The following is a 24,660-nucleotide window of genomic DNA, read 5'->3' on the forward strand; positions in this document are numbered from 1 at the left end:
GTGACCTTGCCTTCGTCGTACAGATGGTTGAGCAGGGTGTAGTGCCAGAAGGTCGCCCAGCCTTCATTCATCACCTGCGTCTGGCGCTGGGGGTAAAAGTACTGCGCAATCTTGCGCACGATACGCACCACTTCACGTTGCCATGATTCGAGCAGCGGCGCGTTCTTCTCGATGAAATACAGCAGATTCTCCTGCGGTTCGGCCGGGTAGCGGGTCTGTTCGTGGTGCTTGTCCTCATGGGGATGCATCACCGGAATGGTTCGCCACAGGTCGTTCACCTGGCGCTGCATGTGTTCCTCGCGTTCCTGCTGGCGCCGGCGCTCCTCGGCAGCGGAAATCGGGTAGGGCCGCTTGTAACGATCCACGCCGTAGTTCATCAGCGCGTGGCAGGAGTCGAGCAGATCTTCGACCGCGTCGATCCCGTGGCGCTCTTCGCAACGCATGATGTACTGCTTGGCAAATACCAGGTAGTCGATGATGGCGCTGGCGTCGGTCCAGGTGCGGAACAGGTAGTTGCCCTTGAAGAAGGAGTTGTGTCCGTAACAGGCATGGGCGATAACCAGCGCCTGCATGGTCATGGTGTTTTCTTCCATCAGATAAGCGATGCACGGATCGGAGTTGATCACGATCTCATAGGCGAGGCCCATCTGGCCGCGCTTGTAGTTTTTCTCCGTATGCAGGAAATGCTTGCCGTAGGACCAGTGGTGATATCCCAGCGGCATGCCCACCGAGGCGTAGGCGTCCATCATCTGTTCGGCGGTGATGACTTCGATCTGGTTCGGATAGGTATCCAGGCCGTAGATGTCGTGCGCGATTCGGCCGATTTCACGGTCGTATTCGCGGATCAGATCGAAGGTCCACTCCGAGCCAGTCGATATGGGTTGGCGTTTCATGTGGCCATCCTCTTCTGGAACAACTTGCGAAACACCGGATAGATGTCTCCGGCGTCGACGATCTGCTGCTGGGCGAAACTCTCCGAATAATGCTCGGCGACCTGTTCATACTCGTACCAGAGTGCTTGGTGCTCGCGTGGCGTGATCTCCACATAGCAGTAGTACTGCATGGCCGGCATCAGCTGGCGTATCAGCAGCTCGCGGCAGATCGGCGAATCATCATTCCAGTTGTCACCGTCCGATGCCTGCGCGCAGTAGATATTCCATTCGTTGGGCGAGTACCGTGTTTCGACGATCTCCTGCGTCAGACGCAGTGCGCTGGAGACGATGGTTCCGCCGGTTTCGCGCGAGTAGAAGAACTCCTGTTCGTCGACTTCCTTGGCACTGGTGTGGTGGCGAATGAACACCACTTCGATGCGTTCGTAGTTACGCCGCAGAAACATGTATAGCAGGATGTAGAAGCGCTTGGCCAGATCCTTGGTTGCCTGGGTCATCGAGCCGGACACGTCCATCAGACAGAACATCACCGCTTTCGAACTCGGGTTGGGCTGCTTGGTGATCAGGTTGTAACGCAGGTCGAAGGTGTCGAGAAACGGGATGCGGTCTATGCGACGCTTGAGTTGCTCGATCTCGTTTTCCAATGCGCGGATGTCGGTCAGGTTATCTGGCTGGTTCTGGCGCAGCAGCTCCAATTCTTTGGTTGCAGCGCGCAATCGCGAGCGGCTGCCGCCGGACAGTGCGATCCGCCGTGCATGGGCTGCGCGCATTGAGCGAACGATGTTGATGCGCGACGGGTTGCCCTGGGCGCTGATCCCCGCACGCACGGGTTTGAAGGTATCGGCGCCAGTGATATGGCGCTTGATCAGGTTGGGCAGGGCAAGATCTTCGAACATGAAGTCGAGGAATTCTTCCTGGGTAATCTGGAAGACGAACTCGTCCATGCCTTCACCACTATCACCCGCCTGTTGTCCGCCCTGACCGCCGCCGCCACCTTGCGGCCGTTCGATCTGATCGCCGGTGGTGAACTCGCGGTTACCGGGGTGCACACGGGTCTGCCGCCCGCCCTGGCCGTGATGAAATATGGGTTCGTCGATGTCGCGACCGGGAATGCTGATCTGTTCGCCGTGTTCGATGTCGGTGATCGAGCGCCTCCCTACTGCTTCCTCGACCGCCTTCTTGATATGAGCTTTATACCGCCTCAGGAAACGCTGGCGATTCACCGTGCTTTTGTTCTTGCCGTTCAGGCGGCGATCAATCACGTAACTCATTGGCCCCTCCGGGGCCAGCTTCAAGCTTCAAGCTTGAAGCTGACCGTGCTGCTTTCGAATTATGCAGGCACCTGTCGGCACGTACGGGCGGCTTGCCGCTTGAAGCTGGCGGCAAGCCGCTGCGCAATGACGGCGTACCGTTATTGCGCCTTGCGTACGCGCAGGTACCACTCCGAGAGCAGTCGAACCTGTTTTTCGGTATAGCCGCGTTCGACCATCCGGGTGACAAAATCGCCGTGTTTCTTCTGGTCTTCCTTCGAGGCCTTGGCGTTGAAACTGATGACCGGTAGCAAGTCCTCGGTATTGGAGAACATCTTCTTCTCGATCACCACGCGAAGCTTTTCGTACGACAGCCAGCTCGGGTTCTTGCCGTTATTCTGCGCCCGGGCTCGCAGGACGAAGTTGACAATCTCGTTGCGGAAGTCCTTCGGATTGCTGATGCCAGCTGGCTTTTCGATCTTTTCCAGTTCCTCGTTCAGTGCCGCACGATTGAGGATTTCCCCGGTATCGGGATCGCGGTACTCCTGATCCTGAATCCAGAAATCGGCATACATCACATAACGATCGAAGATGTTCTGCCCGTACTCACTATACGACTCGAGGTAAGCGGTCTGGATCTCCTTGCCGATGAAGTCGACGTAGCGCGGCGCAAGGTATTCCTTCAGATAGCGCAGGTAGCGTTCGCTGACTTCGTTGGGAAACTGTTCCTGCTCGATCTGCTGTTCCAGGACATACAGGAGATGCACCGGGTTGGCAGCGACTTCGCTGTGATCGTAGTTGAATACCTTGGAGAGGATCTTGAAGGCGAAGCGGGTCGAAAGACCGTTCATGCCTTCGTCTACGCCAGCCGAATCGCGGTACTCCTGGATCGATTTGGCCTTGGGGTCGGTATCCTTGAGATTCTCGCCATCATAGATGCGCATCTTCGAGTAGACGTTGGAGTTCTCTGGTTCCTTCAGGCGGGACAGGACGGTGAACTGGGCGAGCATCTTCAACGTGTCCGGCGCGCAGTGAGCATGGGCGAGGGAGCTGTTGGTAAGCAGCTTCTGGTAGATCTGTATTTCGTCACTGACCCTCAAGCAGTAGGGCACCTTGACGATGTAAATACGATCGATGAAGGCTTCGTTGTTCTTGTTGTTGCGGAACGTATGCCACTCCGACTCGTTGGAGTGCGCGAGCAATACGCCGTTGAACGGAATCGCGCCCAAGCCCTCGGTGCTGTTGTAGTTGCCTTCCTGAGTCGCGGTAAGCAGCGGGTGCAGCACCTTTATAGGCGCCTTGAACATCTCGACGAATTCCATCAGGCCCTGGTTGGCGCGGCATAGCGCACCGGAGTAACTGTAGGCATCCGGATCGTTCTGCGGGAAGTCTTCCAGCTTGCGGATATCCACCTTGCCGACCAGGGCGGAAATGTCCTGGTTGTTCTCGTCGCCTGGCTCGGTCTTGGCGATGGCGATCTGTTGCAGTATCGACGGATAAAGTTTGACCACCCGGAACTTGCTGATGTCACCGTTGAATTCGTGCAGTCTTTTTACCGCCCATGGCGACATGATGCTGTTCACGTAACGACGGGGAATCCCGTAGTCTTCTTCCAGGATGGCGCCGTCTTCGGTGGCGTTGAACAGCCCGAGGGGCGATTCGAATACCGGTGAATCCTTGATCGCATAGAACGGGACCTGCTGCATCAGTGCCTTGAGCTTCTCGGCCAGCGAGGACTTGCCGCCGCCAACCGGACCCAGCAGATAGAGGATCTGTTTCTTTTCTTCCAGACCCTGAGCGGCATGGCGGAAGTAGGAAACGATGTGCTCGATCGCGTCTTCCATGCCGTGGAAATCAGCGAAGGCCGGATACCGCTTGATGACCTTGTTGGAGAAGATGCGCGAAAGACGAGGGTCCAGCGAGGTGTCGATCACCTCTGGTTCGCCAATCGCCATGAGCAGGCGCTCGGCGGCAGAGGCGTATGTCGTTGGGTCGGATTTACAGAGCTCAAGATACTCCTGCAGGGAGTATTCCTCCTGCCGGGTAGTCTCGAAGCGGTTCTGGAAATGGCTGAATATGCTCATGGCACGACCTCGCTGTTACCTAGATGAGGTCCGTGGCTCCCGGGCAAGGGCCCGCCTGACGCTGTACAGGGCGACGGCATATGGTGATGCGTGAATCCCCCAATACCACCTCGAACGGGCACATCGAGAGTCTGTCGGAGTGACCGGGTCAGCCGGAGCTGGCCCCGTGTCCGGCAAGCTCCCGTGTTATCGGAAGCCGGCAGACCGGCCTTCTCTTATTTGATTAGCCTCGATTCCAGAATAGTCCTTTTGCAAGCCGCTGACAGCGGTCTGGCAAAAAAAGTTTGCACGGATTGTGACGGGGGGTGTCAGACGTCGTTGCGTTCGATTTTGGCAGGGTATTGCTGGCGCCACAGCTCGAAGCCGCCGTCGAGGCTGTACACCTCGGCAAAGCCCAGGCTGGCCAGGTAAGCGGCGGCAGGCTGACTGGAATTGCCGTGATAGCAGCACACCAGAAGCGGCGCTTGGCGGTCGGCACCGGCCACGAATTGCGGCAGATTGTCGTTATCCAGACGCTGGGCGGTAACGATCCGTCCGGCTTCGAAGCTCTGCGGATCGCGAATGTCCACCACGGTGGCGCCTTGCTCGAGCAGCGCGGCGGCGCTGGTCGGGTCGATCCGTTTGAACTCACTCATGCTCGTCTCCGCAGCTGCAGACATGCCGTTCGCCGGTGTCCAGGTTCATCAAGGTCAAACTGTTGCCCCACACACAGCCGCTGTCGAGGGCATGTACGCCGGGCACGCCGGATACTCCTCCCAGCGCGGCCCAGTGGCCGAAGACCAGTTTGGTCTCGGGGTTCTTGCGCGGGTGGTTGAACCATGGCGCGAACTCCTTCGGGGCCGAATCGACGGACTCCTTGGACTTCAGATCCAGTGTCCCGTCTGCCTTGCAGAAGCGCATGCGGGTAAGGTAATTGGTGATTGCCCGTAGCCGATCCATGCCGGTAAGTGACGGCTTCCAGCGCGCCGGTTCGTTGCCGTACATGTTGTCCAAAAACGAACCTCGCAGGGCCTCGTCGCGCAAGACCGCTTCGACCTCAGCTGCTCGTTTGAGTGTTTGCTTGACCGACCAGATCGGTGGAACGCCGGCATGGGTCATCAGGCAGTCAAGGCGCGAATCGTAGTGCGCCAGCGGCAGCTGACACAGGCCGGAGAGCAAGGTGTCCCGATCGCTGGCCTTGAGGATCGGCAACAGGGTGTCGGATTTGCGCAGCAGGGTCGCGTCCCGGGAAGCCGCCAGCAGGTGCAGGTCGTGATTGCCGAGAAGCGCGATACAGGCATTGTCGAGGCTGTTGATGAAGCGCAGGGTCTCCAGCGAGTCCGGCCCCCGGTTGATCAGATCGCCTACCGACCACAACACATCCCGCGAAGGATTGAAGTCCACCTCCTCAAGCAGGCATTTCAATGGCTTCAGGCAACCATGCAGGTCGCCAACGGCGTAGGTCGTCATGCTATAGCCCTGTAGGTGGTTCAGTTCAGAGCGTTAGGCTTGGCGAGGCGAAACAGCGGTACCGGCACCCGGTATTCGTGGCCATCCGCGGCGCGCATGCCGTAACTGCCCTGCATGGTGCCGACTGGTGTTTCCAGCAGACAGCCGCTGCTATAGGTGTGCGTTGCGCCGGGCTCGATCACCGGTTGTTCACCGACTACGCCAGGCCCTTCCACTTGCTGGATCTTGTTGTTGCCGTCATGGATCGTCCATTGGCGATCCAGTAACTGGGCGGCCACCGCTCCATCGTTGCGAATGCTGATGGTGTAGGCAAAGGCAAAGCGGTTGGCTTCAGGATCGGATTGCTCGCGCAGAAAACGCGTTTGCACGCTGATAGCAACAGTATAGGTGCTTGATGCGGTCATGCTGGGCCTCCGTCTGTTTTGGCCTGGCGGGCCAGGCGATTGGCGAGGCGGACAAAGCCGGCCAGATCCACCTGTTCGGGCCGTAGCGTCGGGTCAAGACCTTCGGCGGCGATGCTGTCGGCGTCCAGCAGGGGCTTTAGCGTGTTGCGCAAGGTCTTGCGGCGCTGATTGAATGCCTCACGGACCACGCGTTCGAGCATGCCAGGGTCGTCCGCCGGATAGGGGAGCTCACCATGAGGCACCAAGCGCACGATCGCCGAGTCGACCTTTGGCGCCGGACTGAACGCGCCAGGCCCGACGTCGAACAGGTGTTCAACATGACAATGATATTGCACCATGATTCCCAGCCGCCCGTAGTGCGACGTGCCTGGACCGGCCGCGAGGCGCTGTACGACCTCTTTCTGCAGCATGAAATGCATGTCTTCGACGCAGGCTGACTGCTTGAGCAGATGAAACATCAGCGGTGTCGAAATGTTGTAGGGCAGGTTGCCGACGATGCGCAGTTTCTGCTCACCTGCGAGGCTGGAAAAGTCGAATTTGAGCGCATCGCCCTTGTGCAGGGAGAAGTTCGGCAGATGACCGAACTTGGCCAGCAGGATCGGATGCAGATCATGATCCAGCTCGACCACATCGAGTCGGGCGCCACTGGCCAGCAGCCCTTCGGTAATCGCGCCCTGACCGGGGCCGATCTCTACCAGATGCTGTCCATCGCGCGGCGCAATCGCGCGATGGATGCGATTGATCACGCCGGCATCGTGCAGGAAGTTCTGGCCGAAACGCTTGCGCGCGCGGTGCGGGGCGGACTGATTCATCATTGGGCTCCCGCTTCTACCATGTCGATCGCCGTGTCCACGGCGACCTGCAGACTGCCGGGGTCGGCGCGGCCGGTGCCCGCCAGGTCCAGGGCAGTACCGTGATCAACCGAGGTACGGATGATCGGCAGGCCCAGGGTGATATTCACTGCCGAACCGAAGCCCTTGTGCTTGAGAACCGGCAGACCCTGGTCGTGATACATGGCCAGCACCGCATCGGCGTGTTCGAGATGGCGGGGGGTGAAGAGGGTATCGGCCGGGAGCGGTCCTTCGAGGTGCAGCCCCTCGCCACGCAGGCGTTCAAGCACCGGAATGATCACATCGATTTCTTCCCGCCCGAGGTGACCGCCTTCTCCTGCATGCGGATTCAGCCCGCATACAACAATCTTCGGTGCGCTCAGGCCGAAACGCGACTGCAGATCGCTGTGCGTGATGCGTAACACTCGCTCAAGCAGTTCCGGAGTAATCGCATCCGCCACCGCACGTAACGGCAGATGAGTGGTTGCCAGAGCCACACGCAGTCCGGGGCACGCCAGCATCATGACTACCTGGGCAGTGCCGGTGAGCTCGGCAAAGAACTCGGTGTGGCCGGAGAAGGCGACTCCGGCATCGTTGATGATGCCTTTGTGCACCGGTGCCGTGACTACCGCGCCGAAGCGCCCCGCCAGGCAACCGTTTCCGGCTTCCCTGAGCGTCTCCAGCACATAGGCGGCGTTGGCTGGATCCAGTTGACCCGGTGTACTCCGCTGCGCCAGGCGAACTGGAAGGACTTCGAGCGTGCCGGCCGCCTGGGCCGATGCCGGCCGAGAGGGGTCGTAGTCTTGCAACTGAACGTCGAGGCCAAGCAGTTCGGCGCGCTCGGCCAGCAAGTCCGGGTCGGCGACAACTACCCTTCGGTGCCGACAAGGCTGCGCCGCCAGCATCAGACAAAGTTCCGGACCGATGCCAGCGGGTTCGCCGGCAGTAAGTGCGATTGCGGAAGCTGCCACTAGATCTTTTTCTCGACGTAGGCTTCGTCGCGAATTTCCAGCAGCCAGGTCTGAAGTTCCTGTTCGTACTTGCGATTCTGCAGCAGGCTGGTCGCCTGCTGCTTGCGCATATCGTCGGTCATGTCGACGTTGCGCTGGCCTTCGACCTGAAGAATGTGCCAGCCGAACTGCGTCTGGAACGGCCGCGAAACCTGGCCTTCCGGGATGGTAGTCATCACGTCACGGAACTCCGACACCATGGTTTCCGGCGTGACCCAGTTCATCGATCCGCCGTTGAGTGCCGATCCGGGGTCTTCGGAGAAAGAACGGGCCAGCTTGGCAAAGGACTCGCCGTTCTGGATACGCTGATACAGGCGCTGTGCCAATTGCACGGCTTCCTCTTCGCTACGGATCTCGTTCGGCTTGATCAGGATGTGGCGAACGTTGAATTCGGTAACCATTTGGTTATCACCACCGCGCCGTTCCAGTAGCTTCATGATGTGAAAGCCCGCCGGGGAACGCATGGGCTGGGTAACTCCGCCAATCTCGAGATTGGCGATGGCGTCGGCGAAGGGGCCCGGCAGCTGGGCAGCCTTGCGCCAGCCGAGCTCACCGCTTTCCAGTGAACTGTCGGAGGCCGAGCGGCGTGCGGCAACGCGCTCGAAGTCGGCGCCACCCTGCAGTTCCTCATGAATGGCCTGCGCCTGCTCGGCTCGCCGTTGCGTTTCGGCGGAATCGGCGTTTTCCGAGAGCGGAAGCACGATCATGGCCAGCCGATAATCGGCAGAGGTCTGGTAGCGTCCCACTTCCGAGCTGAGGAAATTGCGTACTTCCTGGTCGGTAACCTGGATGCGCTCGGCTACCCGCCGCTGGCGCACGCGATTGATCAGCATTTCACGGCGAATCTGCTCGCGCGCCTCGTTGTAGCTTATTCCGTCGCGCTCAAGTGCTGCGCGGAACTGCGCAAGGCTGACATTATTGCGCTGGGCCAGTTGCTCCATGGTCTGGTTCAGGCTGGCTTCGTCTATCTGCATTCCGGCACGCTCGGCCATCTGCAGCTGGATGCTTTCAAGGATCAGGCGATCCAGCACCTGGTCACGCAGGACCGGGTCTGGCGGCAGGCTCTCGCCCCGCGCGCTCAGTTGCTGGCGAACCTCAGTCATTCGGGATTCGACCTGGCTCATCATCACGACGTCGTTTTCGACGATCGCGGCGACGCGGTCGAGCGGCTGCACCTGTGCCTGGGCGACGGTGCAGAAGAGCAGGCCGGCACACAGGCCGGCCAGTGCTTTGTGAAGCTTAAAACGCATTGTTTTCACGCTCTCTATAACCCGGGATGCCTTCATCGAGGAGGCCTTCTACACGGTTGCCGGTGACGTTGCCCAATCCTTTGAGCACGATCTGCAGGAAGATCCCACGGTTTGGTTCGTCGGTGGCAATCGACTCGTATTCGTTGTAATCGACCCAATAACGATTGATGAAACGAAGTTTCCAGCAGCAGCTGTCGTACTCGATACCACCCAGGGCCTCGAGGGTGCGGTTGTCGGCCAGATCGTGCTGCCAGCGACCAATAACGCTCCACTGCGGATTGATCGGCCAGATGAACGAGACGTCTGACTGGTCGATGCGCCGGTTCGGGTCTTGAAAATAAGTGCCCGTAAGCGAGTCGAACGTGTTGAGCTCGTTCCGATAGCGGTAGCCGACATTGATGATCTTGCGTGGCTCCGGCTGGTAGTTTACGCGAATGTCGCCGGCGTTGCTGTCGCTGTCGTCCGGATCCCACAGCAGGTTGCTGCTCAGCCGCCAGTCGTCGTGCATCTGGTAGACCAGCTCGGCGGCGTACGCTGAAGAGGACTTCTCGTCCCGTGGATCGTCGAGCCCGTCCATATCGAGCAGTTGCACGTCTCGATCGCGGAAATAAAAGATTTGCCCGAGGCTGGCGCGTGCGCGCTCCCGGCCATCATCGTCTATCAGGCGACTGGTGGTGCCGAGGGTGAGCTGGTTGGCGTCACCGGTACGATCGCGACCGCTGAAGCGGTCCTCGCGGTACAGCGAGGCATAGCTGAAAGTGGTTTCGTACGTATCGAACAAGGGCTGATCGCTCTGGTCTCGATAGGGCGAATATAAATAGAAGGCGCGGGGCTCGAGGGTCTGGCGCATGCCGCGCCCTAGCCAACTGGTGCGGCGGTCGAAATACAGGCCCGAATCCAGACTCGCCACCGGAACCGTATTCGACGGCGTGCGATCGGCCTGTTCGTAATCGAAGCCGTCGGCGCGCTCGTCGAACTGCAGATCATAAGCCACTGAGTAAACGCTCAGTGCGGGCGTTACGAATCCCCAGGTGTTGCGTAGCGGCAGGCTCACCTTGGGTATCGCACTGGCCCGGTGGCCGGTGGCTCGCTGCAGGCCGACCAGGCTTTCGTCCGGCTTGCGGATCAGCACGCCCAGATCATCATACTGACCGCCGCTTTCTGTATAGATGAGGCCGTCACTCAGGTCGCGGTCGAAATGTGTGTACTGCAGGCTGTAATCGAACCGTACGCCTGCGCCAAGCGAATTGCCGCCATCGAGCTGCAGCTGAGGCATGCGCTCGTAGGGGGTGACGGCGGTCACGGTCGCAAGCTCGTAGCCGTGGACCAGCGCGCGGAAGGTGTAGTTTTCACCGAAGTAGTTCAGCGCTCCGCGCTGATCCATGTAAATTTCCGGACGCGCATCGAGCGCTGTGTCGAGATCCTGGAAGTAGTACGGATCGCTCAGCGAGCCGGTATCGAGATTGGCGTACCAGCGCTGGCTGAGGCGCTGCTCGTGGCGCGCGCGATACATCCAGCGGTCCTCGCCAAATTCCTTGTCATCGAGATAAGCGGCGTTGAGCTGGCTGTAGCTGACCGCGCTCATGTGGCGGGCCTCGCCGTCGAGCAGCGCGCCTCGCTTGGTCATGAATGTGGGGTACAGAGTGGCGTCGTAGTTGGGCGCCAGGTTGAAGTAATAAGGGACCGTGACATAGGCACCACTGTCCGTGCTGCTACCGTAGCTTGGTGTGAGCAGGCCGGTCTGGCGACGCTCATCGAGCGGAAAGTACAGATAGGGCGTGTACAGCACCGGTACGTCCTTGACGTGCAGCCGGACGTGCTTGGCCTCGCCCCAGCCCTTCTCGCGGTCGAGTTCGACGTCCTTGGCATGCAGCGTCCAGGTGTTTTCGCCAGGCTCGCAGGTGGTGTAGGTGCCGTTGGTCATGACGATGACACCATCGTCGCGTCGCTTGATGGTCGCTGCCGAGCCGCGTGCATGCGCCTCATGCATGACGTAGCGAGCCCCTTCGATGCGCGTTTCGCCGGTGTCGACGCGCATGCTGGCGTTGTCGCCCAGGATCAGCACGCCCTGGTCGCGCAGACGCACATCATCCTGCAAGCGAATGATGTCGTTGCCTCGATCATAATTGGCTGCATCGGCGCGAGCCTGCAAGCGCCCCTGGCGCAACAGTACGTCGCCCTCCAGGGTGCCGGTCTGGTTGCCCTGCTCGAAGCGACTGCTGTCGGCTTCGGCGTAGATGGGCAGCTCTTCGAACGGGGTATCGTCGTCACGGCCTGCGCGGGGCGGTTCGATGTACGTCCCGCCACAGTAGGGCGCGATCGCTGCTCGCTGGGCTGCGCTGAGCTGATCACGCGGAACCCAGTCCAGTTCGTTGAACTCCGATGCGGAAGTGGGCGTAGCGTCGCGCGGCTCGCTGACGCTCGCGGCGGGCTGGTTGTCCGCCTGCTCCGCTTGCGCTGCGGCCGGAGCAGGCCGTTGCGGACGCGGTGGCAGGGCAGCAGGGGCTTCGAGCGTTGAGCAATTCCAGCCGCCGCCGGCCTCGCTGGCGCGACATTCGACCTGCCCGACCGCCAGACTGGTCATTGGTTGAGCGAGCAGCAGACCGCTGGCCAGCAACATGGGAAACGAGGGGCGGAACGGAGGTTTGCGGTAGGCCATTATGTAGTTATCCGGGCTTCCAGTCGGCGCGATCGCAGCAACTTGTGCGAGCGCAATGCAACATGCATGCTGCGTCTGCGTTCAAAGATCACGGATAATAAAGCATTGTGCGGCGCCAGAGCCAGCATCGACCAGATCGGGATGATAATCATGGATTCAAGACAGACAGCGCTTCAGGCCTGGTTGGGACCGGCGCTACGCAAGACGTTCGCCGATCACGATTGGGGATCGCCGGGCAGCGGTGAGCTCATCGCCGCCAGTGCCGACGCGAGTTTCCGCCGCTATTTTCGCTGGGTCGACGGACCGCGCACGCTCATCATCATGGATGCGCCACCTGAACACGAAGACACCCGCCCCTTCGTCAAGGTAGCGGCGCTGCTGGCCGAAGCCGGTGTACGCGTTCCGCATATCTATGCGTCGGACGTCGAGCAGGGATTTCTCCTGCTCGAAGACGTCGGCGATCGCACCTTTCTCGAGGCCATGCAGGAAGGCATGCTCACCGAGGAGCGGCAGCGTCTGTTCCGCTCGGCCATCGATCAGCTGATCGCCTGGCAACTATCCAGCCGCCCGGGCGTCCTTCCCGACTACGACGAAGCGGTGCTGCGACGCGAGCTTGGCCTGTTTCCGGAGTGGTTCGTTGCCAGGCACCTGAGTCGCCAGTTCACCGATTCCGAGCAAGATGACTGGGAGGCGCTGTGCTCTGTGCTGTTGCAGAGCATCCTCGCCGAGCCCCGGGTCTTCGTGCATCGCGACTACATGCCGCGTAATCTGATGGCGGCTACGGGCACGCCGGCTGTGCTTGATTTTCAGGACGCGCTCTACGGCCCGCTGAGCTATGACGTGACCTGTCTCTTCGCCGATGCGTTTTTCAGCTGGCCGGCGGCCGAGCGCGTGGCCTGGGTTCAGGTCTACTGGGACAAGGCACAGGCTGCGGGGCTGCCGGTGCCTGCCAACTTCGATACTTTCATCAATCAGTCTCGGTTGATGGGCGTTCAGCGTCATCTCAAGGTTCTGGGTATCTTCGCGCGTATTCGCTATCGCGACGGCAAGCCGCGCTATCTCGAAGACGCACCGCGCTTTGTAGCCTACCTGCGCGAGGCGTGCGCGGCGGACCAGCGCCTCGCTCCGCTGCAGCGGTTGCTCGACAGTCTGGAGCTGCAGGCTTGAAGGCAATGATTCTGGCCGCGGGCAAGGGCGAGCGCATGCGCCCGCTGACGCTGACCACGCCCAAGCCGCTCTTGCCCGTCGCTGGCAGACCGCTGATCGAATGGCATATAGAGGCATTGGCGCGTGCTGGCATCGGCGAGCTGGTGATCAATCACGCCTGGCTTGGCGAGCAACTGGAGGCAGCGTTGGGTGATGGCAGTCGCTGGGGCGTCCGCATCAGCTGGTCGCCAGAGGGTGAGCCACTGGAAACAGGCGGTGGTATCCATCGGGCGCTGCCGATGCTAGGTGATGAGCCGTTCATGCTGGTCAACGGCGATGTCTGGACACGCTTCGATTTCAGTCATCTTCGGCTTGCGCCGGGGCATCTGGCTCATCTGGTGCTGGTCGACAATCCCGCCCACAAGCAGCGCGGCGACTTCGTCCTTGAAGCCGGCCGGATCTCCAACCCCGGAGACGCCGCCGGGCTCACCTTCAGCGGCATCTCGGTTATCCACCCGGCGCTTTTTGTCGGCTGCGAGCCAGGCGCCTTTGCTCTGGCCCCGCTATTGCGAAGCGCTGCCGATGCAGGCCGGGTCGGGGGAGAACACTATCGTGGTGTTTGGATCGACGTGGGAACGCCCGAGCGCCTCGACGATGCCACCCGACAGGCGCAGGAAAGTTGACTTGCTCTGGCCTGTAACCCTTCTCGGCGCCCTCGTCGGCGGGCTTGTCGCCGAGCTGCCAGGCGTCTTGCTTGGTGGTGTACTGGGGCATGCGCTGGATCGGCACTGGGGCTTGCGCCGTTGGGGCGACCTGGCAAGGCGTTTCAGTGGCGGTAGAGAAGGCGTTTTCGAGGAAGTACTGTTCCTCAGCCTGGGTAGACTGGCGAAGGCCGAGGGACGCGTCGAGCCGGTTCATCTGCAGTTGGCCCGCGACATCATGCAACAGTATCGGCTCGACGAGCCGGCTCGCCTGAAAGCAATGCGTGACTTCAATCGCGGCAAGGACCCGGCGGTGAGCGTCGCCCGACGTCTGAAGCGACTGAAGCGCAACGATCCAGCGCGGGCTGCCGAAGTGATCGACTGCTGCTGGCGCATGGCGCTGGCGAGCGGCGGGCTGGGGCCGCGTTCGCGAAGCCTGCTGGACGAATGGTCTGCTCTTGCCGGGATGGGCCGGGCCGAACATCAGCGCATGCATCAGCGCCACCAGCGTGCGCATGCCGCCAAGCCGCCGATGGCAAGTCGTGATCGCGTGCGCGAAGCAGCGACGTTGCTGGGGGTCGATCTGGACGCCAGCCCAGAGGTCATCAAACGTGCCTATCGCCGGCAACTGAGCAAGCACCATCCGGACAAGATGCGCGGTGCGTCAACAGTTGTCCTGGCTCAGGCGGGCGAGCGGATACAGGCAATCCAGGACGCCTACGAGCGAGTCCGGCGTCACCGCGGGTTTCGCTGAGCCGCAGGCAGCTTTCGCAGCCAGCCTTCGATGCGCTTGATCAGCATCTGCTGGGTCTGTGGCGTGTTGCCGGGATTGCTGACCAGTATCTGTCGATAATGCGGATGATCGGTTCGCTGGGCTATCAGCTGTCGCTCGCGGGCCGCGTCGCTGCGCCCAAGCGCACCTTTGGTAGCGATATCCAGAAGAGGTTTGTCCCAGGTTTCCAGCAAAGGCTGCAGCGGTCGCTCGGGACCGGCCGGGCGCGGCTGATAAACGATCAGCGCGCTAACCGCTGGCAGCGCATCGGCTTGCTGCAGGACCCAGTAGCTGGCCCGGCCTCGCGCGATGACCGCCACCGGAGCTGCCCCTGTTTCCGCAAGCAGTGCAAGTCCTAGCTCGAGTCGCTCGGCTATGCGTTGTTCGAACAGACTTTGGCGCGCGGCGCTGTCATCGTCCGCTGCACCGATGTGAGATGGCGGCGCTTCCGGCAGTCCGATGGCCAGCGTATTCCAGCCCGCTTCGCTCAGGTTGGCGCGCGCCGGCTCGATCAATTCGGGCCAGTTGGCATGTTCCCCCAGGTCGGCGACCACCAGAACGCTTCCGAGCGGGTCGGGACGGGCCGCAGGGAGGAACAACCCGAGGAAGGCTGACTCGCCTTCGCCAAGTTGACGCTGCTGGGTAGGAGGGATCTGTCTTTGCAGGGCTTGTTCCTGGCCGGATGAGCGTGATGACAGGTCCGGTCTTGCCTGGCTGGCTTCGGCGGCTTGCGGCGCCTCGGGCGTCTGTGCCTGAAGCGATGAGCAAACCATCAAAAGCACTAGCAGTAGGCGGCCCATCGTCGCGACTCCTTGGCAGTAATCACCGGAGTATAACAGCAGCCCCGAAATGCTTCGGGTAGACTAGACAGGTTCAGTTCCTGTCCGGAGTTAGTCATGCCCGATTACGCCATTGCCCCGTCCATCCTCTCCGCCGACTTCGCCCGTCTGGGCGAGGATGTCGATCGGGTTCTGGCGGCCGGCGCCGACATTGTCCATTTCGATGTGATGGATAACCACTATGTCCCCAACCTGACTATCGGTCCGATGGTCTGTTCGGCGCTGCGCAAATATGGCGTGACCGCGCCGATCGATGTGCATCTGATGGTCAAGCCGGTCGATCGGATCATCGGCGATTTCCTCGAAGCCGGTGCCAGCTACATTACCTTTCATCCTGAAGCCAGCGAGCACATTGATCGTTCGCTGCAGCTCATTCGCGACGGCGGGGCCAAGGCGGGCCTCGTGTTCAACCCGGCGACGCCGCTGGACAGCCTGAAATATGTTATGGACAAGGTCGACATGATTCTGCTGATGAGCGTCAACCCTGGCTTCGGCGGGCAGAAATTCATTCCCGGCACCCTGGATAAGCTGCGCGAGGCGCGGGCGTTGATCAGTGCGAGCGGGCGCGATATTCGTCTGGAAATCGATGGTGGCGTGAACGAGAAAAACATCCGCGACATTGCCGAAGCCGGAGCGGATACCTTCGTTGCCGGCTCGGCAATTTTCAGCAAGCCGGACTACAAGGCGGTCATCGACGCCATGCGCAGCGAATTGGCGCAGGTGCAGCGCTGAATATGACGGCACTCGCTCGGCTGTTCGAGGGTCGGCTTCCCGATCTGGTGATGTTCGATCTGGACGGCACGCTGGTTGACTCGGTTCCCGATCTGGCTGCGGCGGTCGATACGATGCTCGGCCGGCTCGGCCGGCCGCCTGCGGGCGTCGAGCGGGTCCGTGACTGGGTGGGCAACGGCGCAGCCGTGCTGGTGCGTCGCGCCCTGGCCGGCTCGATTGACCACAATGGAGTCGATGATTCGCAGGCCGCCGATGCGCTGGCGATATTTCTTGAGGCTTACAGTGGCGGACATGACCTGACCACGGTCTACCCGGGCGCCCTCGATTTTCTTGACTGGCTGCAAGATAACGCTGTGCGGATGGCGGTCATCACCAACAAGCCCCAGCGCTTTGTCCAACCGCTACTTGATGAGGTAGGCCTTGGCGGCTATTTCGACTGGCTGATCGGGGGCGATACCTTGCCCACCCAGAAGCCGGATCCGGCAGCCTTGCTGCATGTGATGGGGGAGGTCGGTGTGGTGGCTGGGCAAGCGCTCTTTGTCGGTGACTCGCGTAACGACATTCTGGCCGCGCGCGCCGCAGGGGTGAAGGTGGTTGCCGTCAGCTACGGCTACAATCATGGCGAGCCGATCGCCGCGGAAAACCCCGACCTGCTGGTTGATTCACTGTCCGCGCTCATATAGTCTTTCAATCCATTCCTACCGATTTATATGGATCAGCCGTGTTTGTCAGCAACCGCAAACTGATGAGAGTGATCAAGGCGCTCGCCCGCTGGCGTTGGCGCGCCTGATTTCGCCTGCCTGCGCCGCGCGCGGGCCTCTTCGTTTGTGTGACAAATTACTTGCCCCGAGAGGCTGATCATGACCCGAGACGAATTCCTTCGCCTGGCCGACCAGGACTGCAACCGTGTACCCGTTGTACGCGAAGTGCTGGCCGACCTGGACACGCCGCTGTCCACGTATCTCAAGCTGGCCGACGCGCCTTACTCCTACCTGCTCGAATCTGTGCAGGGCGGAGAAAAGTGGGGGCAGTATTCGATCATCGGGCTGCCATGCAGGACACAGCTGCGCGTGAGGGGCGAAATCATCACGGTCATGACCGATGGTGTCGAGACCGAGCGTCATGAAACCACCGACCCGCTGAGCTTCGTCGAGACATTCCAGGCGCGGTATCGCGTCGCCGAAGTGCCAGGCCTGCCACGTTTCACTGGCGGCCTGGTGGGTTACTTCGGCTATGACACGGTGCGCTACATCGAGCCGCGGCTGGCCGGTAAAGCGCCCAGGGATGTGCTGGGTACACCGGATATCCTGCTGATGGTGTCGGACGATGTGCTGGTGTTCGACAATCTCTCCGGCAAGCTGATGTTGATCACCCATGCCGATCCGGCTGTGGCCGATGCCTTTGATCAGGCCCAGGCGCGCCTCGACGAGCTGGTGATTCGCCTGCGGGAAAGCATTCCGCGCCCACCGGTAGCGGAGCCTCGCGAAGTGCACGAGGATGATTTCCGCTCCGGCTTCGGTCAGCAGGGCTTCGAGGCTGGCGTCGACCGGATCAAGGAATACATCCTCGACGGCGACGTGATGCAGGTAGTGCTGGCCCAGCGCATGAGCATACCCTACACCGCGCCGCCGCTGGATCTGTACCGCGCCCTGCGCTGTCTGAATCCGTCGCCTTATATGTTTTTCCTCAATCTGGACGATCATCATGTGGTGGGCTCGTCGCCGGAAATTCTGGCGCGTCTGGAAGACGGTGTGGTCACGGTCCGGCCGATTGCCGGTACGCGCAAACGCGGCCGAACCAAGGAAGAGGATCTGGAACTGGAGCACGAGCTGCTGGCCGACCCCAAGGAGATCGCCGAACATCTGATGCTCATCGATCTCGGTCGCAATGATGCCGGCCGGGTCGCCGAGATCGGCACGGTGCGGCTGACCGACAAGATGGTGGTCGAGCGTTATTCACATGTCATGCATATCGTATCCAACGTCGAGGCGAAACTGCGTCAGGGTCTGACCGCGATGGACGTGCTGCGCGCCACCTTTCCGGCCGGGACCCTGTCTGGTGCGCCAAAGATTCGGGCGATGGAGATCATCGACGAGATCGAACCGGTCAAGCGTGGTGTCTATGGCGGGGCGGTCGGCTATCTTGGGTGGAACGGCAACATGGATACGGCGATTGCCATTCGTACTGCGGTGATCAAGGACCAGACGCTGCACATTCAGGCCGGCGCAGGTGTTGTCGCCGATTCGGTCCCGCTCAGCGAGTGGGAAGAGACCCTGAACAAGGGGCGCGCGGTGTTCCGCGCGGTAACCATGGCCGAACAGGGTCTGGGCTGAGGAGACGAACATGCTGCTGATGATCGATAACTACGATTCCTTCACCTACAACGTCGTGCAATACCTGGGCGAACTGGGCGCCGACGTGAAGGTGATTCGCAACGATGAAATGACCATCGAACAGATCGAGGCGCTGCAGCCCGAACGTATCGTCATTTCACCCGGCCCCTGCACACCGAACGAAGCGGGCGTGTCGGTTCCGGTACTCAAGCATTTTGCCGGTAAATTGCCGATTCTCGGCGTCTGCCTTGGCCATCAGAGCATTGGTCAGGCGTTCGGAGGTGAAGTGGTGCGGGCGCGGCAGGTGATGCACGGCAAGACCAGTCCGGTTTATCACGAGCACGAAGGTGTGTTCGAAGGACTGCCTGATCCGCTGACGGTCACCCGGTACCATTCGCTGGTGGTGCGCCAGGAGTCGCTCCCGGATTGTCTGGAGGTTACTGCCTGGACGCAGAGCGAGGGCGGCAAGCCTGATGAGATCATGGGACTGCGCCACCGAGAGTACATGATCGAAGGGGTGCAGTTTCACCCCGAATCGATCCTCACCGAACAGGGTCACGATTTGCTGGCCAACTTCCTCAAGCAGGAAGGCGGGCTTCGCCGCAGCTAAGGAGCATGCATATGGATATCAGGACGGCACTCGCACGGGTGGTCGAACATATCGACCTGACCACCGAGGAAATGCAGGACGTCATGCGCCAGATCATGACCGGCCAGTGCACCGATGCACAGATTGGCGGCTTCCTCGTCGCGCTGCGCATGAAGAGCGAAAGCATCGATGAGATCACCGGCGCGGCCATGGTCATGCGCGAGCTGGCCGCTCGCGTCGAGATCGGCGTCAATCGGCTGGTCGACACCTGTGGTACCGGTGGCGACGGCGCGAACATTTTCAACGTCTCCACCGCTGCGGCTCTAGTGGTTGCGGCCGCGGGTGGCCGCGTCGCCAAACATGGCAACCGCGCGGTATCCGGCAAGAGCGGCAGTGCCGATCTACTCGAGGCAGCGGGAGTCAATCTGAACCTGACGCCTGAGCAGGTCGGACGCTGCGTCGAGGCGGTCGGGGTCGGCTTCATGTTCGCGCCTGCTCATCACGGCGCGATGAAACACGCGGTCGGGCCACGGCGCGAGCTGGGCATGCGTACGCTGTTCAACATGCTCGGTCCGATGACCAATCCGGCCGGGGTCGAACACCAGGTGATCGGCGTGTTCAGCGAAAAGCTCTGCCGGCCGATGGCCGAAGTGCTCCGGCGCCTGGGTAGCAGGCATGTGCTGATCGTGCATGCCAAGGACGGGCTCGATGAGATGAGCCTGGCGACCAGCAGCCACATCGCCGAGCTGAAGAACGGCGAGATTACCGAATACAGCGTCACCCCGGAGGACCTCGGCCTGAAAAGCCGCAGTCTGATCGGGCTCGAAGTGGCCGATCCTGCAGCCTCGCTGGCGCTGATCCGCGATGCCCTGGGCAAGCGCTCAACCGAGGCCGGTGAAAAGGCGGCAGACATGATCATCCTCAATGCGGGCGCAGCACTGTACGCCGCCGATCAGGCGACCACGCTCAAACAGGGCGTCGAGCTTGCCTCGGATGCACTGTTTTCGGGGCTGGCACGAGAGAAGCTCAACGAACTGGTGGCCTTTACCGACGTCTTTCGTGAGGAGGCCAGCCAGTGAGCGTGCCGACGATTCTGCAGAACATCATTGCCCGCAAGTACGAAGAAGTGGCCGAGCGCCGTGCTCAGATGAGTCTGACCGAGCTCGAAACCCTGGCCGCCGCGGCGGAGCCGGTGCGTGGTTTTGCCAATGCGCTGCAAAGTCGCAAGGCGGCGCGCAAGCCAGCGGTCATTGCCGAAATCAAGAAGGCTTCGCCGAGCAAGGGCGTGCTGCGCGAGCATTTCGTGCCTGCCGATATTGCGGAGAGTTACGAGAAGGGTGGCGCGGCCTGTCTGTCAATCCTGACGGATGTCGATTTCTTTCAGGGGCACGACGATTATTTGCGCCAGGCACGGGCGGCCTGCAGCCTGCCGGTCATTCGCAAGGATTTTCTGGTCGATCCGTATCAGGTTGTCGAGGCTCGGGCCATGGGCGCCGACTGCATCCTGCTCATCGTGTCCGCTCTAGAAGATGGTCAGATGGTCGAACTTGCCAGTGTGGCCGCGCAGCAGGGGCTGGATGTGCTGGTGGAAGTCCATGATGGTGAAGAGCTCGATCGCGCGCTGCGCCTCGATACGCGATTGATCGGTATCAACAACCGCAACCTGCATACGTTCGACGTGACGCTGGATACCACCCTGGAGCTGCTGCCTCGGGTGCCAGCGGATCGTCTACTGGTGACCGAGAGCGGAATCCTGAATCGTGCCGATGTCGATCTGATGCTGGCGCACGACGTGTTCGGGTTCCTGGTTGGTGAGGCCTTCATGCGGGCCGTCGAGCCCGGCACGGAATTGCGCAGACTGTTCTTCTGACCTGGCGACTCTGATACCTATCTGAAAAGTTGATCGTTGGTAACCGGATTTTGCGCTTTTCCGGTTGCTGGCTCGATGCAAGAATCTGTGCGATCAACTTACCGGAGCGGTTCGATGCAGGTACGCAACAGTTTCCAGCGATACGGGCTGGTGGCCGTGTTTCTTCACTGGGTGGTTGCGCTGACCGTTATCGGGCTGGCCGTCCTCGGCCTCTGGATGGTCGATCTGGGTTATTACAGCAGTTATTACCGCAGCGCCCCGTTCTGGCACAAAAGCATCGGCGTCACGTTGGCAGCGATCCTCCTGCTGCGCCTGCTCTGGCGCCTTGGGAATCGGCAGCCTGCCCACCTCCCGAATCATAAACGCTGGGAAACGCGCCTGGCCGGTGCGGTTCACGCGCTGCTCTATGTTTTGCTTTTTACCATCGTGGCGAGCGGCTATCTGATTTCCACAGCCAAAGGCCAGCCAGTCAGCGTTTTCGGCTGGTTCGAAGTGCCGGCGTTGATCACCGACTTGCCGGAACAGGCTGACCGGGCTGGCGCGGTTCATTACTGGCTGGCTATCGGCGTGCTCATTATGGCGTCAGTTCACGCGCTGGGCGCGCTCAAGCATCACTTTATCGATCGAGATGACACACTGCGCCGCATGCTTGGCATGCGGCTTCGCAACCGCAAGGAGAATTGAAATGAAGAAAACGTTTGCAGGTATCGCACTGGGTAGTCTGCTGGCTTTGTCGGGCTCGCTACAGGCTGCTGACTACGTGATCGACAAGGAAGGTCAACATGCCTTCATCAACTTCAAGATCAGCCATCTCGGGTACAGCTGGCTGTATGGTCGCTTCAACGATTTCGACGGCACCTTCAGCTGGGATGCTGACAAGCCGGCGGAGAGCGATGTCCAGGTAACCATTCAGACCGCGAGCGTCGACTCGAATCATGCCGAGCGCGACAAGCATCTGCGTAGCGATGATTTTCTCAGTGTCGAAGAGCACCCCGAGGCGACGTTCAAGTCCACCGATGTGGAAATGACCGGCGAAAACACCGCAAAGATCACCGGTGATCTGACGCTCAATGGCGTCACCAAGCCGGTGGTGCTGGATGCGAAATTTCTCGGTGAAGGCAAGGACCCATGGGGCGGCTACCGTGCCGGCTTCGAGGGTAGCACTACGCTCAAGCTCAAGGATTTCGACATCACCAAGAACCTCGGCCCCGCTTCGGAAGAAGTCGAGCTGATTCTCTCGGTTGAAGGCGTTCGACAGTAACAGGCGTTACCGGTTGTCGGAGTCGAGGTAGACCTCGGCTTCGGCGATCAACCAGTCCCGGAATGCCAACAGCGCAGCCGATTCGGCCTTGCGCTCGGGTATGACCAGATAGTACGCATTGTCGCTGTCGAAGCTGTGCGCACATGGGTTGATCAATCGCCCGTCAGCCAGCTCGTTGCGAATTAGAAAAGGCGGTATCAGCGCCACGCCCATCCCATGCATGGCCGCCTGCGAGAGCATCGAGAACAGCTCCAGGCGTGTCCCGTTCAGGTCATGTTCGACGCGCATGTCCAGCGATCCAAACCATTGCCGCCAGGCGTAGGGTCGAGTGGTCTGTTGCAGCAGCGGCAGTCTGGCAATCTCTTCCGCAGAAAGCTCCGTACGCGGCGCAATCAAGTCGGCACTGCACACTGGTACCGGCGACTCCTTCATCAGAAAGTGCGCCTCGGTGCCTGACCAGTCGCCGTCGCCAAAGTAGATCGCGGCGTCGAATTCGGTATCGGCAAACAGGAAGGGCCGCGTCCGGTTGGTGAGGTTGATGGTTATTTGCGGATTGGTCTTGAGAAAGCTGCCCAGTCGCGGCAGCAGCCACTGCGTGCCAAACGTCGGTACCAAAGCCAGCTCCAGCGTGGCAGTACCTTGATTGCCCATCACCGAGAGCGTGTCGCGCTCGACCGCGTCGAGACGACTGGCGATTCGCCTACTGTAGGTCTGGCCGGCCTCGGTCAGCTTCACGCCCCGGCGTGTGCGTCTGAATAGCTGAATGTCGAGAAACTCTTCGAGATTGGCAATCTGCCGGCATACCGCGCTCTGCGTCAGCGACAGCTCTTCTGCAGCCTTGGTGAAACTCTCATGGCGTGCTGAAGACTCAAAGCAGATCAGGGCCTGGGTCGGAGGTATTTTTCGGCGCATTGGGGCGGGCTCCTGCGGAGCAGCGGCAAGCGGGTAGCTACAAGCTGCAAGCTACACGTGCATGCTGCGGGTTCGTCTCTGCTTCGGTTCAGCGTGAAGCGTGCGGCCTGAAGCTTGCGGGTGCCGGCACGGAGTTCCAAATTAGCACAATAGCTTCAAAAAAACGCGGTTGTCGCAGGCGCTTCTCACGACTAGTCTTAATGCCACTCAAGACGCCGCTCCGGCATCCCGATAAACACAATGGAGTTCCCATGGCCGCATCCAAAGCAAGTTTCAACTGGACAGACCCGCTGTTGCTCGATCAGCAACTGACTGAAGAAGAGCGCATGGTGCGCGACTCCGCCGCCAGCTACTGCCAGGAAAAGCTCATGCCTCGGGTGCTCAACTCGTTCCGCAACGAGCAGACCGATGCCGAGATCTTCCGCGAAATGGGTGAGCTGGGCCTGCTGGGCGCGACCATTCCAGAGCAATATGGCGGAAGCGGCCTGAACTACGTGTGCTACGGTCTGATCGCCCGTGAAGTCGAGCGCGTCGACTCAGGCTACCGTTCGATGATGAGCGTGCAGTCTTCGCTGGTTATGGTGCCGATCAACGAATTCGGCTCCGAAGAGCAGAAGCAGAAGTATCTGCCCAAGCTCGCCAGCGGCGAGTTCATCGGCTGTTTCGGTCTGACCGAGCCTAACCACGGCTCGGATCCGGGTTCGATGGTGACGCGTGCACGCAAGGTCGACGGCGGCTATCGCCTGAAGGGCGCGAAGATGTGGATCACCAACAGCCCAATCGCTGACGTGTTCGTGGTCTGGGCCAAGACCGAAGACGACGTGATCCGTGGCTTCATTCTCGAGAAGGGCTGGGAAGGTCTGAGCGCTCCGGCGATCAAAGGCAAGGTCGGTCTGCGCACCTCGATCACTGGTGAAATCGTAATGGAAGACGTATTCGTCCCGGAAGAAAATCTGATGCCGGGCGTGACCGGTCTGAAGGGCCCCTTCACCTGCCTGAACTCTGCCCGTTACGGCATTTCCTGGGGCGCCCTGGGTGCCGCAGAATTCTGCTGGCACACAGCGCGTCAGTACACCATGGATCGCATGCAGTTCGGCCGCCCGCTGGCGCAAACCCAGCTGGTACAGAAGAAACTCGCCGACATGCAGACCGAGATCACCATGGCACTGCAGGGCTGCCTGCGCCTGGGTCGCATGAAGGACGAGGGCACAGCAGCGGTGGAAATCACCTCCATCATGAAGCGCAACTCCTGCGGCAAGGCGCTGGATATTGCCCGCGTCGCCCGTGACATGCTCGGTGGTAACGGGATCTCCGACGAGTACGGCGTCATCCGTCACGTGGTTAACCTCGAAGTTGTCAACACCTACGAAGGTACCCATGATGTGCACGCGCTGATTCTGGGCCGTGCGCAGACGGGCCTGCAGGCGTTTTTCTAAGATTCGCCTGGATCAAGGTGGCGGGCTGGCTGGGCAACCACCAGCCCGTTTTGCTTTTAAGCCGGTGAGCACTTGCGCTGCCAAATGAGGGGTCTGAAGCGGTGAGGTCAGGCCGTTGGCGCCCTGGTCGAAAAATGCTCCTGCATTTTCGACACTTCCGCCATCCATGGCGGTCGGGCGGGCGCCGTCGAGCCCCCACGGATGGGTTTACGGCGTGTCTGTCCTGACCGGTGCAGATCGCTC

Annotated in this window: 24 protein-coding genes; 12 read left to right on the forward strand and 12 right to left on the reverse strand. The window is 60.7% G+C overall.

Going from position 1 to position 24,660, the window contains the following annotated elements; translation table 11 throughout:
* From BLT85_RS00005 to BLT85_RS00050, 10 genes are all read right to left on the reverse strand, one after another.
* Nucleotides 1-893, reverse strand: an 893-nt coding sequence (locus BLT85_RS00005; protein ID WP_172829790.1) for a SpoVR family protein, incomplete at its 3' end; no start/stop codon positions are given.
* Entirely contained in the window at nucleotides 890-2,161 is a 1,272-nt protein-coding gene (locus tag BLT85_RS00010; RefSeq protein WP_093390885.1) for a YeaH/YhbH family protein, read from the reverse strand. The genes BLT85_RS00010 and BLT85_RS00005, both read right to left, overlap by 4 nt.
* Before the next feature lie 140 nt (nucleotides 2,162-2,301).
* Entirely contained in the window at nucleotides 2,302-4,224 is a 1,923-nt protein-coding gene (locus BLT85_RS00015) for a PrkA family serine protein kinase (protein WP_093390888.1), read from the reverse strand.
* A gap of 308 nt (nucleotides 4,225-4,532) precedes the next feature.
* Nucleotides 4,533-4,859 carry a thiosulfate sulfurtransferase GlpE gene (gene glpE / locus BLT85_RS00020; RefSeq protein ID WP_093390891.1) on the reverse strand — a complete coding sequence of 109 codons (327 nt, stop codon included), beginning with the start codon at nucleotides 4,857-4,859 and terminating at the stop codon, nucleotides 4,533-4,535.
* Nucleotides 4,852-5,673: a symmetrical bis(5'-nucleosyl)-tetraphosphatase gene (locus BLT85_RS00025; protein WP_093390893.1), complete on the reverse strand. Its 822-nt coding sequence runs from the start codon at nucleotides 5,671-5,673 to the stop codon at nucleotides 4,852-4,854. The genes glpE and BLT85_RS00025 overlap by 8 nt, the downstream gene beginning before the upstream one ends.
* A gap of 20 nt (nucleotides 5,674-5,693) precedes the next feature.
* Nucleotides 5,694-6,077 carry a Co2+/Mg2+ efflux protein ApaG gene (gene apaG / locus BLT85_RS00030; RefSeq protein ID WP_093390895.1) on the reverse strand — a complete coding sequence of 128 codons (384 nt, stop codon included), beginning with the start codon at nucleotides 6,075-6,077 and terminating at the stop codon, nucleotides 5,694-5,696.
* The gene (gene rsmA / locus BLT85_RS00035; RefSeq protein WP_093390899.1) at nucleotides 6,074-6,889 is read right to left on the reverse strand and encodes a 16S rRNA (adenine(1518)-N(6)/adenine(1519)-N(6))-dimethyltransferase RsmA; all 816 of its coding nucleotides are present in this window, start codon (nucleotides 6,887-6,889) and stop codon (nucleotides 6,074-6,076) included. Before rsmA ends, apaG begins: the two co-directional genes overlap by 4 nt.
* Nucleotides 6,889-7,878 carry a 4-hydroxythreonine-4-phosphate dehydrogenase PdxA gene (gene pdxA / locus BLT85_RS00040; RefSeq protein ID WP_093390902.1) on the reverse strand — a complete coding sequence of 330 codons (990 nt, stop codon included), beginning with the start codon at nucleotides 7,876-7,878 and terminating at the stop codon, nucleotides 6,889-6,891. Before pdxA ends, rsmA begins: the two co-directional genes overlap by 1 nt.
* Complete coding sequence (locus BLT85_RS00045; protein WP_093390905.1) at nucleotides 7,878-9,167, reverse strand: peptidylprolyl isomerase; 1,290 nt, start codon at nucleotides 9,165-9,167, stop codon at nucleotides 7,878-7,880. The genes pdxA and BLT85_RS00045 overlap by 1 nt, the downstream gene beginning before the upstream one ends.
* Nucleotides 9,157-11,826 carry an LPS-assembly protein LptD gene (locus BLT85_RS00050; RefSeq protein ID WP_093390909.1) on the reverse strand — a complete coding sequence of 890 codons (2,670 nt, stop codon included), beginning with the start codon at nucleotides 11,824-11,826 and terminating at the stop codon, nucleotides 9,157-9,159. Before BLT85_RS00050 ends, BLT85_RS00045 begins: the two co-directional genes overlap by 11 nt.
* Nucleotides 11,827-11,976: 150 nt before the next feature.
* Here BLT85_RS00050 and BLT85_RS00055 point away from each other — a divergent pair, with 150 nt between their 5' ends.
* The 3 genes from BLT85_RS00055 to BLT85_RS00065 are packed head-to-tail and all read left to right on the forward strand — an operon-like array spanning nucleotide 11,977 to nucleotide 14,427.
* Complete coding sequence (locus tag BLT85_RS00055) at nucleotides 11,977-12,993, forward strand: aminoglycoside phosphotransferase family protein (protein WP_093397183.1); 1,017 nt, start codon at nucleotides 11,977-11,979, stop codon at nucleotides 12,991-12,993.
* Complete coding sequence (gene murU, locus BLT85_RS00060) at nucleotides 12,990-13,655, forward strand: N-acetylmuramate alpha-1-phosphate uridylyltransferase MurU (RefSeq protein ID WP_093390912.1); 666 nt, start codon at nucleotides 12,990-12,992, stop codon at nucleotides 13,653-13,655. Before BLT85_RS00055 ends, murU begins: the two co-directional genes overlap by 4 nt.
* A 1-nt stretch (nucleotide 13,656) precedes the next feature.
* The gene (locus BLT85_RS00065; protein ID WP_172829791.1) at nucleotides 13,657-14,427 is read left to right on the forward strand and encodes a TerB family tellurite resistance protein; all 771 of its coding nucleotides are present in this window, start codon (nucleotides 13,657-13,659) and stop codon (nucleotides 14,425-14,427) included.
* On the opposite strand, the gene BLT85_RS00070 is transcribed toward BLT85_RS00065, so the two are convergent.
* Nucleotides 14,409-15,245: a DUF3530 family protein gene (locus BLT85_RS00070; protein ID WP_093390916.1), complete on the reverse strand. Its 837-nt coding sequence runs from the start codon at nucleotides 15,243-15,245 to the stop codon at nucleotides 14,409-14,411. The genes BLT85_RS00065 and BLT85_RS00070 overlap by 19 nt on opposite strands.
* Before the next feature lie 96 nt (nucleotides 15,246-15,341).
* On the opposite strand from BLT85_RS00070, the gene rpe reads away from it, so the two are divergent.
* The 8 genes from rpe (at nucleotide 15,342) to BLT85_RS00110 (ending at nucleotide 22,069) form a co-directional block, all read left to right on the forward strand.
* A complete protein-coding gene (gene rpe / locus BLT85_RS00075) occupies nucleotides 15,342-16,016 on the forward strand; it encodes a ribulose-phosphate 3-epimerase (protein WP_093390921.1) in 675 nt (224 codons plus the stop codon).
* Nucleotides 16,017-16,018: 2 nt separating this feature from the next.
* On the forward strand, nucleotides 16,019-16,699 hold the full coding sequence (locus BLT85_RS00080) for a phosphoglycolate phosphatase (protein WP_093390925.1): 681 nt from the start codon (nucleotides 16,019-16,021) through the stop codon (nucleotides 16,697-16,699).
* Between the two features lie 177 nt (nucleotides 16,700-16,876).
* Complete coding sequence (gene trpE / locus BLT85_RS00085) at nucleotides 16,877-18,349, forward strand: anthranilate synthase component I (protein WP_093390928.1); 1,473 nt, start codon at nucleotides 16,877-16,879, stop codon at nucleotides 18,347-18,349.
* Between the two features lie 10 nt (nucleotides 18,350-18,359).
* Entirely contained in the window at nucleotides 18,360-18,959 is a 600-nt protein-coding gene (locus BLT85_RS00090; RefSeq protein WP_093390932.1) for an anthranilate synthase component II, read from the forward strand.
* Between the two features lie 11 nt (nucleotides 18,960-18,970).
* Nucleotides 18,971-20,017 (forward strand): anthranilate phosphoribosyltransferase, encoded by a 1,047-nt coding sequence (gene trpD, locus BLT85_RS00095; protein WP_093390935.1) that lies wholly within the window; start codon nucleotides 18,971-18,973, stop codon nucleotides 20,015-20,017.
* Nucleotides 20,014-20,808, forward strand: coding sequence for an indole-3-glycerol phosphate synthase TrpC (trpC, locus tag BLT85_RS00100; RefSeq protein WP_093390939.1), 795 nt, complete (start codon nucleotides 20,014-20,016; stop codon nucleotides 20,806-20,808). Before trpD ends, trpC begins: the two co-directional genes overlap by 4 nt.
* A gap of 114 nt (nucleotides 20,809-20,922) precedes the next feature.
* Nucleotides 20,923-21,492, forward strand: coding sequence for a cytochrome b (locus tag BLT85_RS00105; RefSeq protein ID WP_093390940.1), 570 nt, complete (start codon nucleotides 20,923-20,925; stop codon nucleotides 21,490-21,492).
* A 1-nt stretch (nucleotide 21,493) separates the two neighbouring features.
* Nucleotides 21,494-22,069, forward strand: a complete 576-nt coding sequence (locus BLT85_RS00110; protein ID WP_093390941.1) for a YceI family protein — start codon at nucleotides 21,494-21,496, stop codon at nucleotides 22,067-22,069.
* A gap of 6 nt (nucleotides 22,070-22,075) precedes the next feature.
* On the opposite strand, the gene BLT85_RS00115 is transcribed toward BLT85_RS00110, so the two are convergent.
* Nucleotides 22,076-22,981: a LysR family transcriptional regulator gene (locus BLT85_RS00115; RefSeq protein ID WP_093390946.1), complete on the reverse strand. Its 906-nt coding sequence runs from the start codon at nucleotides 22,979-22,981 to the stop codon at nucleotides 22,076-22,078.
* A 251-nt stretch (nucleotides 22,982-23,232) separates the two neighbouring features.
* Here BLT85_RS00115 and BLT85_RS00120 point away from each other — a divergent pair, with 251 nt between their 5' ends.
* Complete coding sequence (locus BLT85_RS00120) at nucleotides 23,233-24,417, forward strand: acyl-CoA dehydrogenase (RefSeq protein WP_093390949.1); 1,185 nt, start codon at nucleotides 23,233-23,235, stop codon at nucleotides 24,415-24,417.
* Nucleotides 24,418-24,660: the final 243 nt, after the last annotated feature.

The organism is Halopseudomonas xinjiangensis (genome assembly GCF_900104945.1).
Lineage (GTDB): Bacteria > Pseudomonadota > Gammaproteobacteria > Pseudomonadales > Pseudomonadaceae > Halopseudomonas > Halopseudomonas xinjiangensis.

What these genes read in the sequence shown, in the direction of transcription:
- BLT85_RS00025 (WP_093390893.1), bottom strand. Translation starts at nt 5,673, where the DNA reads ATGACGACCTACGCCGTTGGCGACCTGCATGGTTGCCTGAAGCCATTG.
- BLT85_RS00055 (WP_093397183.1), top strand. Translation starts at nt 11,977, where the DNA reads ATGGATTCAAGACAGACAGCGCTTCAGGCCTGGTTGGGACCGGCGCTA.
- BLT85_RS00090 (WP_093390932.1), top strand. Translation starts at nt 18,360, where the DNA reads ATGCTGCTGATGATCGATAACTACGATTCCTTCACCTACAACGTCGTG.
- BLT85_RS00070 (WP_093390916.1), bottom strand. Translation starts at nt 15,245, where the DNA reads ATGGGCCGCCTACTGCTAGTGCTTTTGATGGTTTGCTCATCGCTTCAG.
- BLT85_RS00015 (WP_093390888.1), bottom strand. Translation starts at nt 4,224, where the DNA reads ATGAGCATATTCAGCCATTTCCAGAACCGCTTCGAGACTACCCGGCAG.
- BLT85_RS00010 (WP_093390885.1), bottom strand. Translation starts at nt 2,161, where the DNA reads ATGAGTTACGTGATTGATCGCCGCCTGAACGGCAAGAACAAAAGCACG.
- BLT85_RS00080 (WP_093390925.1), top strand. Translation starts at nt 16,019, where the DNA reads ATGACGGCACTCGCTCGGCTGTTCGAGGGTCGGCTTCCCGATCTGGTG.
- BLT85_RS00105 (WP_093390940.1), top strand. Translation starts at nt 20,923, where the DNA reads ATGCAGGTACGCAACAGTTTCCAGCGATACGGGCTGGTGGCCGTGTTT.
- rsmA (WP_093390899.1), bottom strand. Translation starts at nt 6,889, where the DNA reads ATGAATCAGTCCGCCCCGCACCGCGCGCGCAAGCGTTTCGGCCAGAAC.
- apaG (WP_093390895.1), bottom strand. Translation starts at nt 6,077, where the DNA reads ATGACCGCATCAAGCACCTATACTGTTGCTATCAGCGTGCAAACGCGT.
- BLT85_RS00120 (WP_093390949.1), top strand. Translation starts at nt 23,233, where the DNA reads ATGGCCGCATCCAAAGCAAGTTTCAACTGGACAGACCCGCTGTTGCTC.
- BLT85_RS00115 (WP_093390946.1), bottom strand. Translation starts at nt 22,981, where the DNA reads ATGCGCCGAAAAATACCTCCGACCCAGGCCCTGATCTGCTTTGAGTCT.
- BLT85_RS00045 (WP_093390905.1), bottom strand. Translation starts at nt 9,167, where the DNA reads ATGCGTTTTAAGCTTCACAAAGCACTGGCCGGCCTGTGTGCCGGCCTG.
- BLT85_RS00050 (WP_093390909.1), bottom strand. Translation starts at nt 11,826, where the DNA reads ATGGCCTACCGCAAACCTCCGTTCCGCCCCTCGTTTCCCATGTTGCTG.
- BLT85_RS00110 (WP_093390941.1), top strand. Translation starts at nt 21,494, where the DNA reads ATGAAGAAAACGTTTGCAGGTATCGCACTGGGTAGTCTGCTGGCTTTG.
- rpe (WP_093390921.1), top strand. Translation starts at nt 15,342, where the DNA reads ATGCCCGATTACGCCATTGCCCCGTCCATCCTCTCCGCCGACTTCGCC.
- trpD (WP_093390935.1), top strand. Translation starts at nt 18,971, where the DNA reads ATGGATATCAGGACGGCACTCGCACGGGTGGTCGAACATATCGACCTG.
- trpE (WP_093390928.1), top strand. Translation starts at nt 16,877, where the DNA reads ATGACCCGAGACGAATTCCTTCGCCTGGCCGACCAGGACTGCAACCGT.
- glpE (WP_093390891.1), bottom strand. Translation starts at nt 4,859, where the DNA reads ATGAGTGAGTTCAAACGGATCGACCCGACCAGCGCCGCCGCGCTGCTC.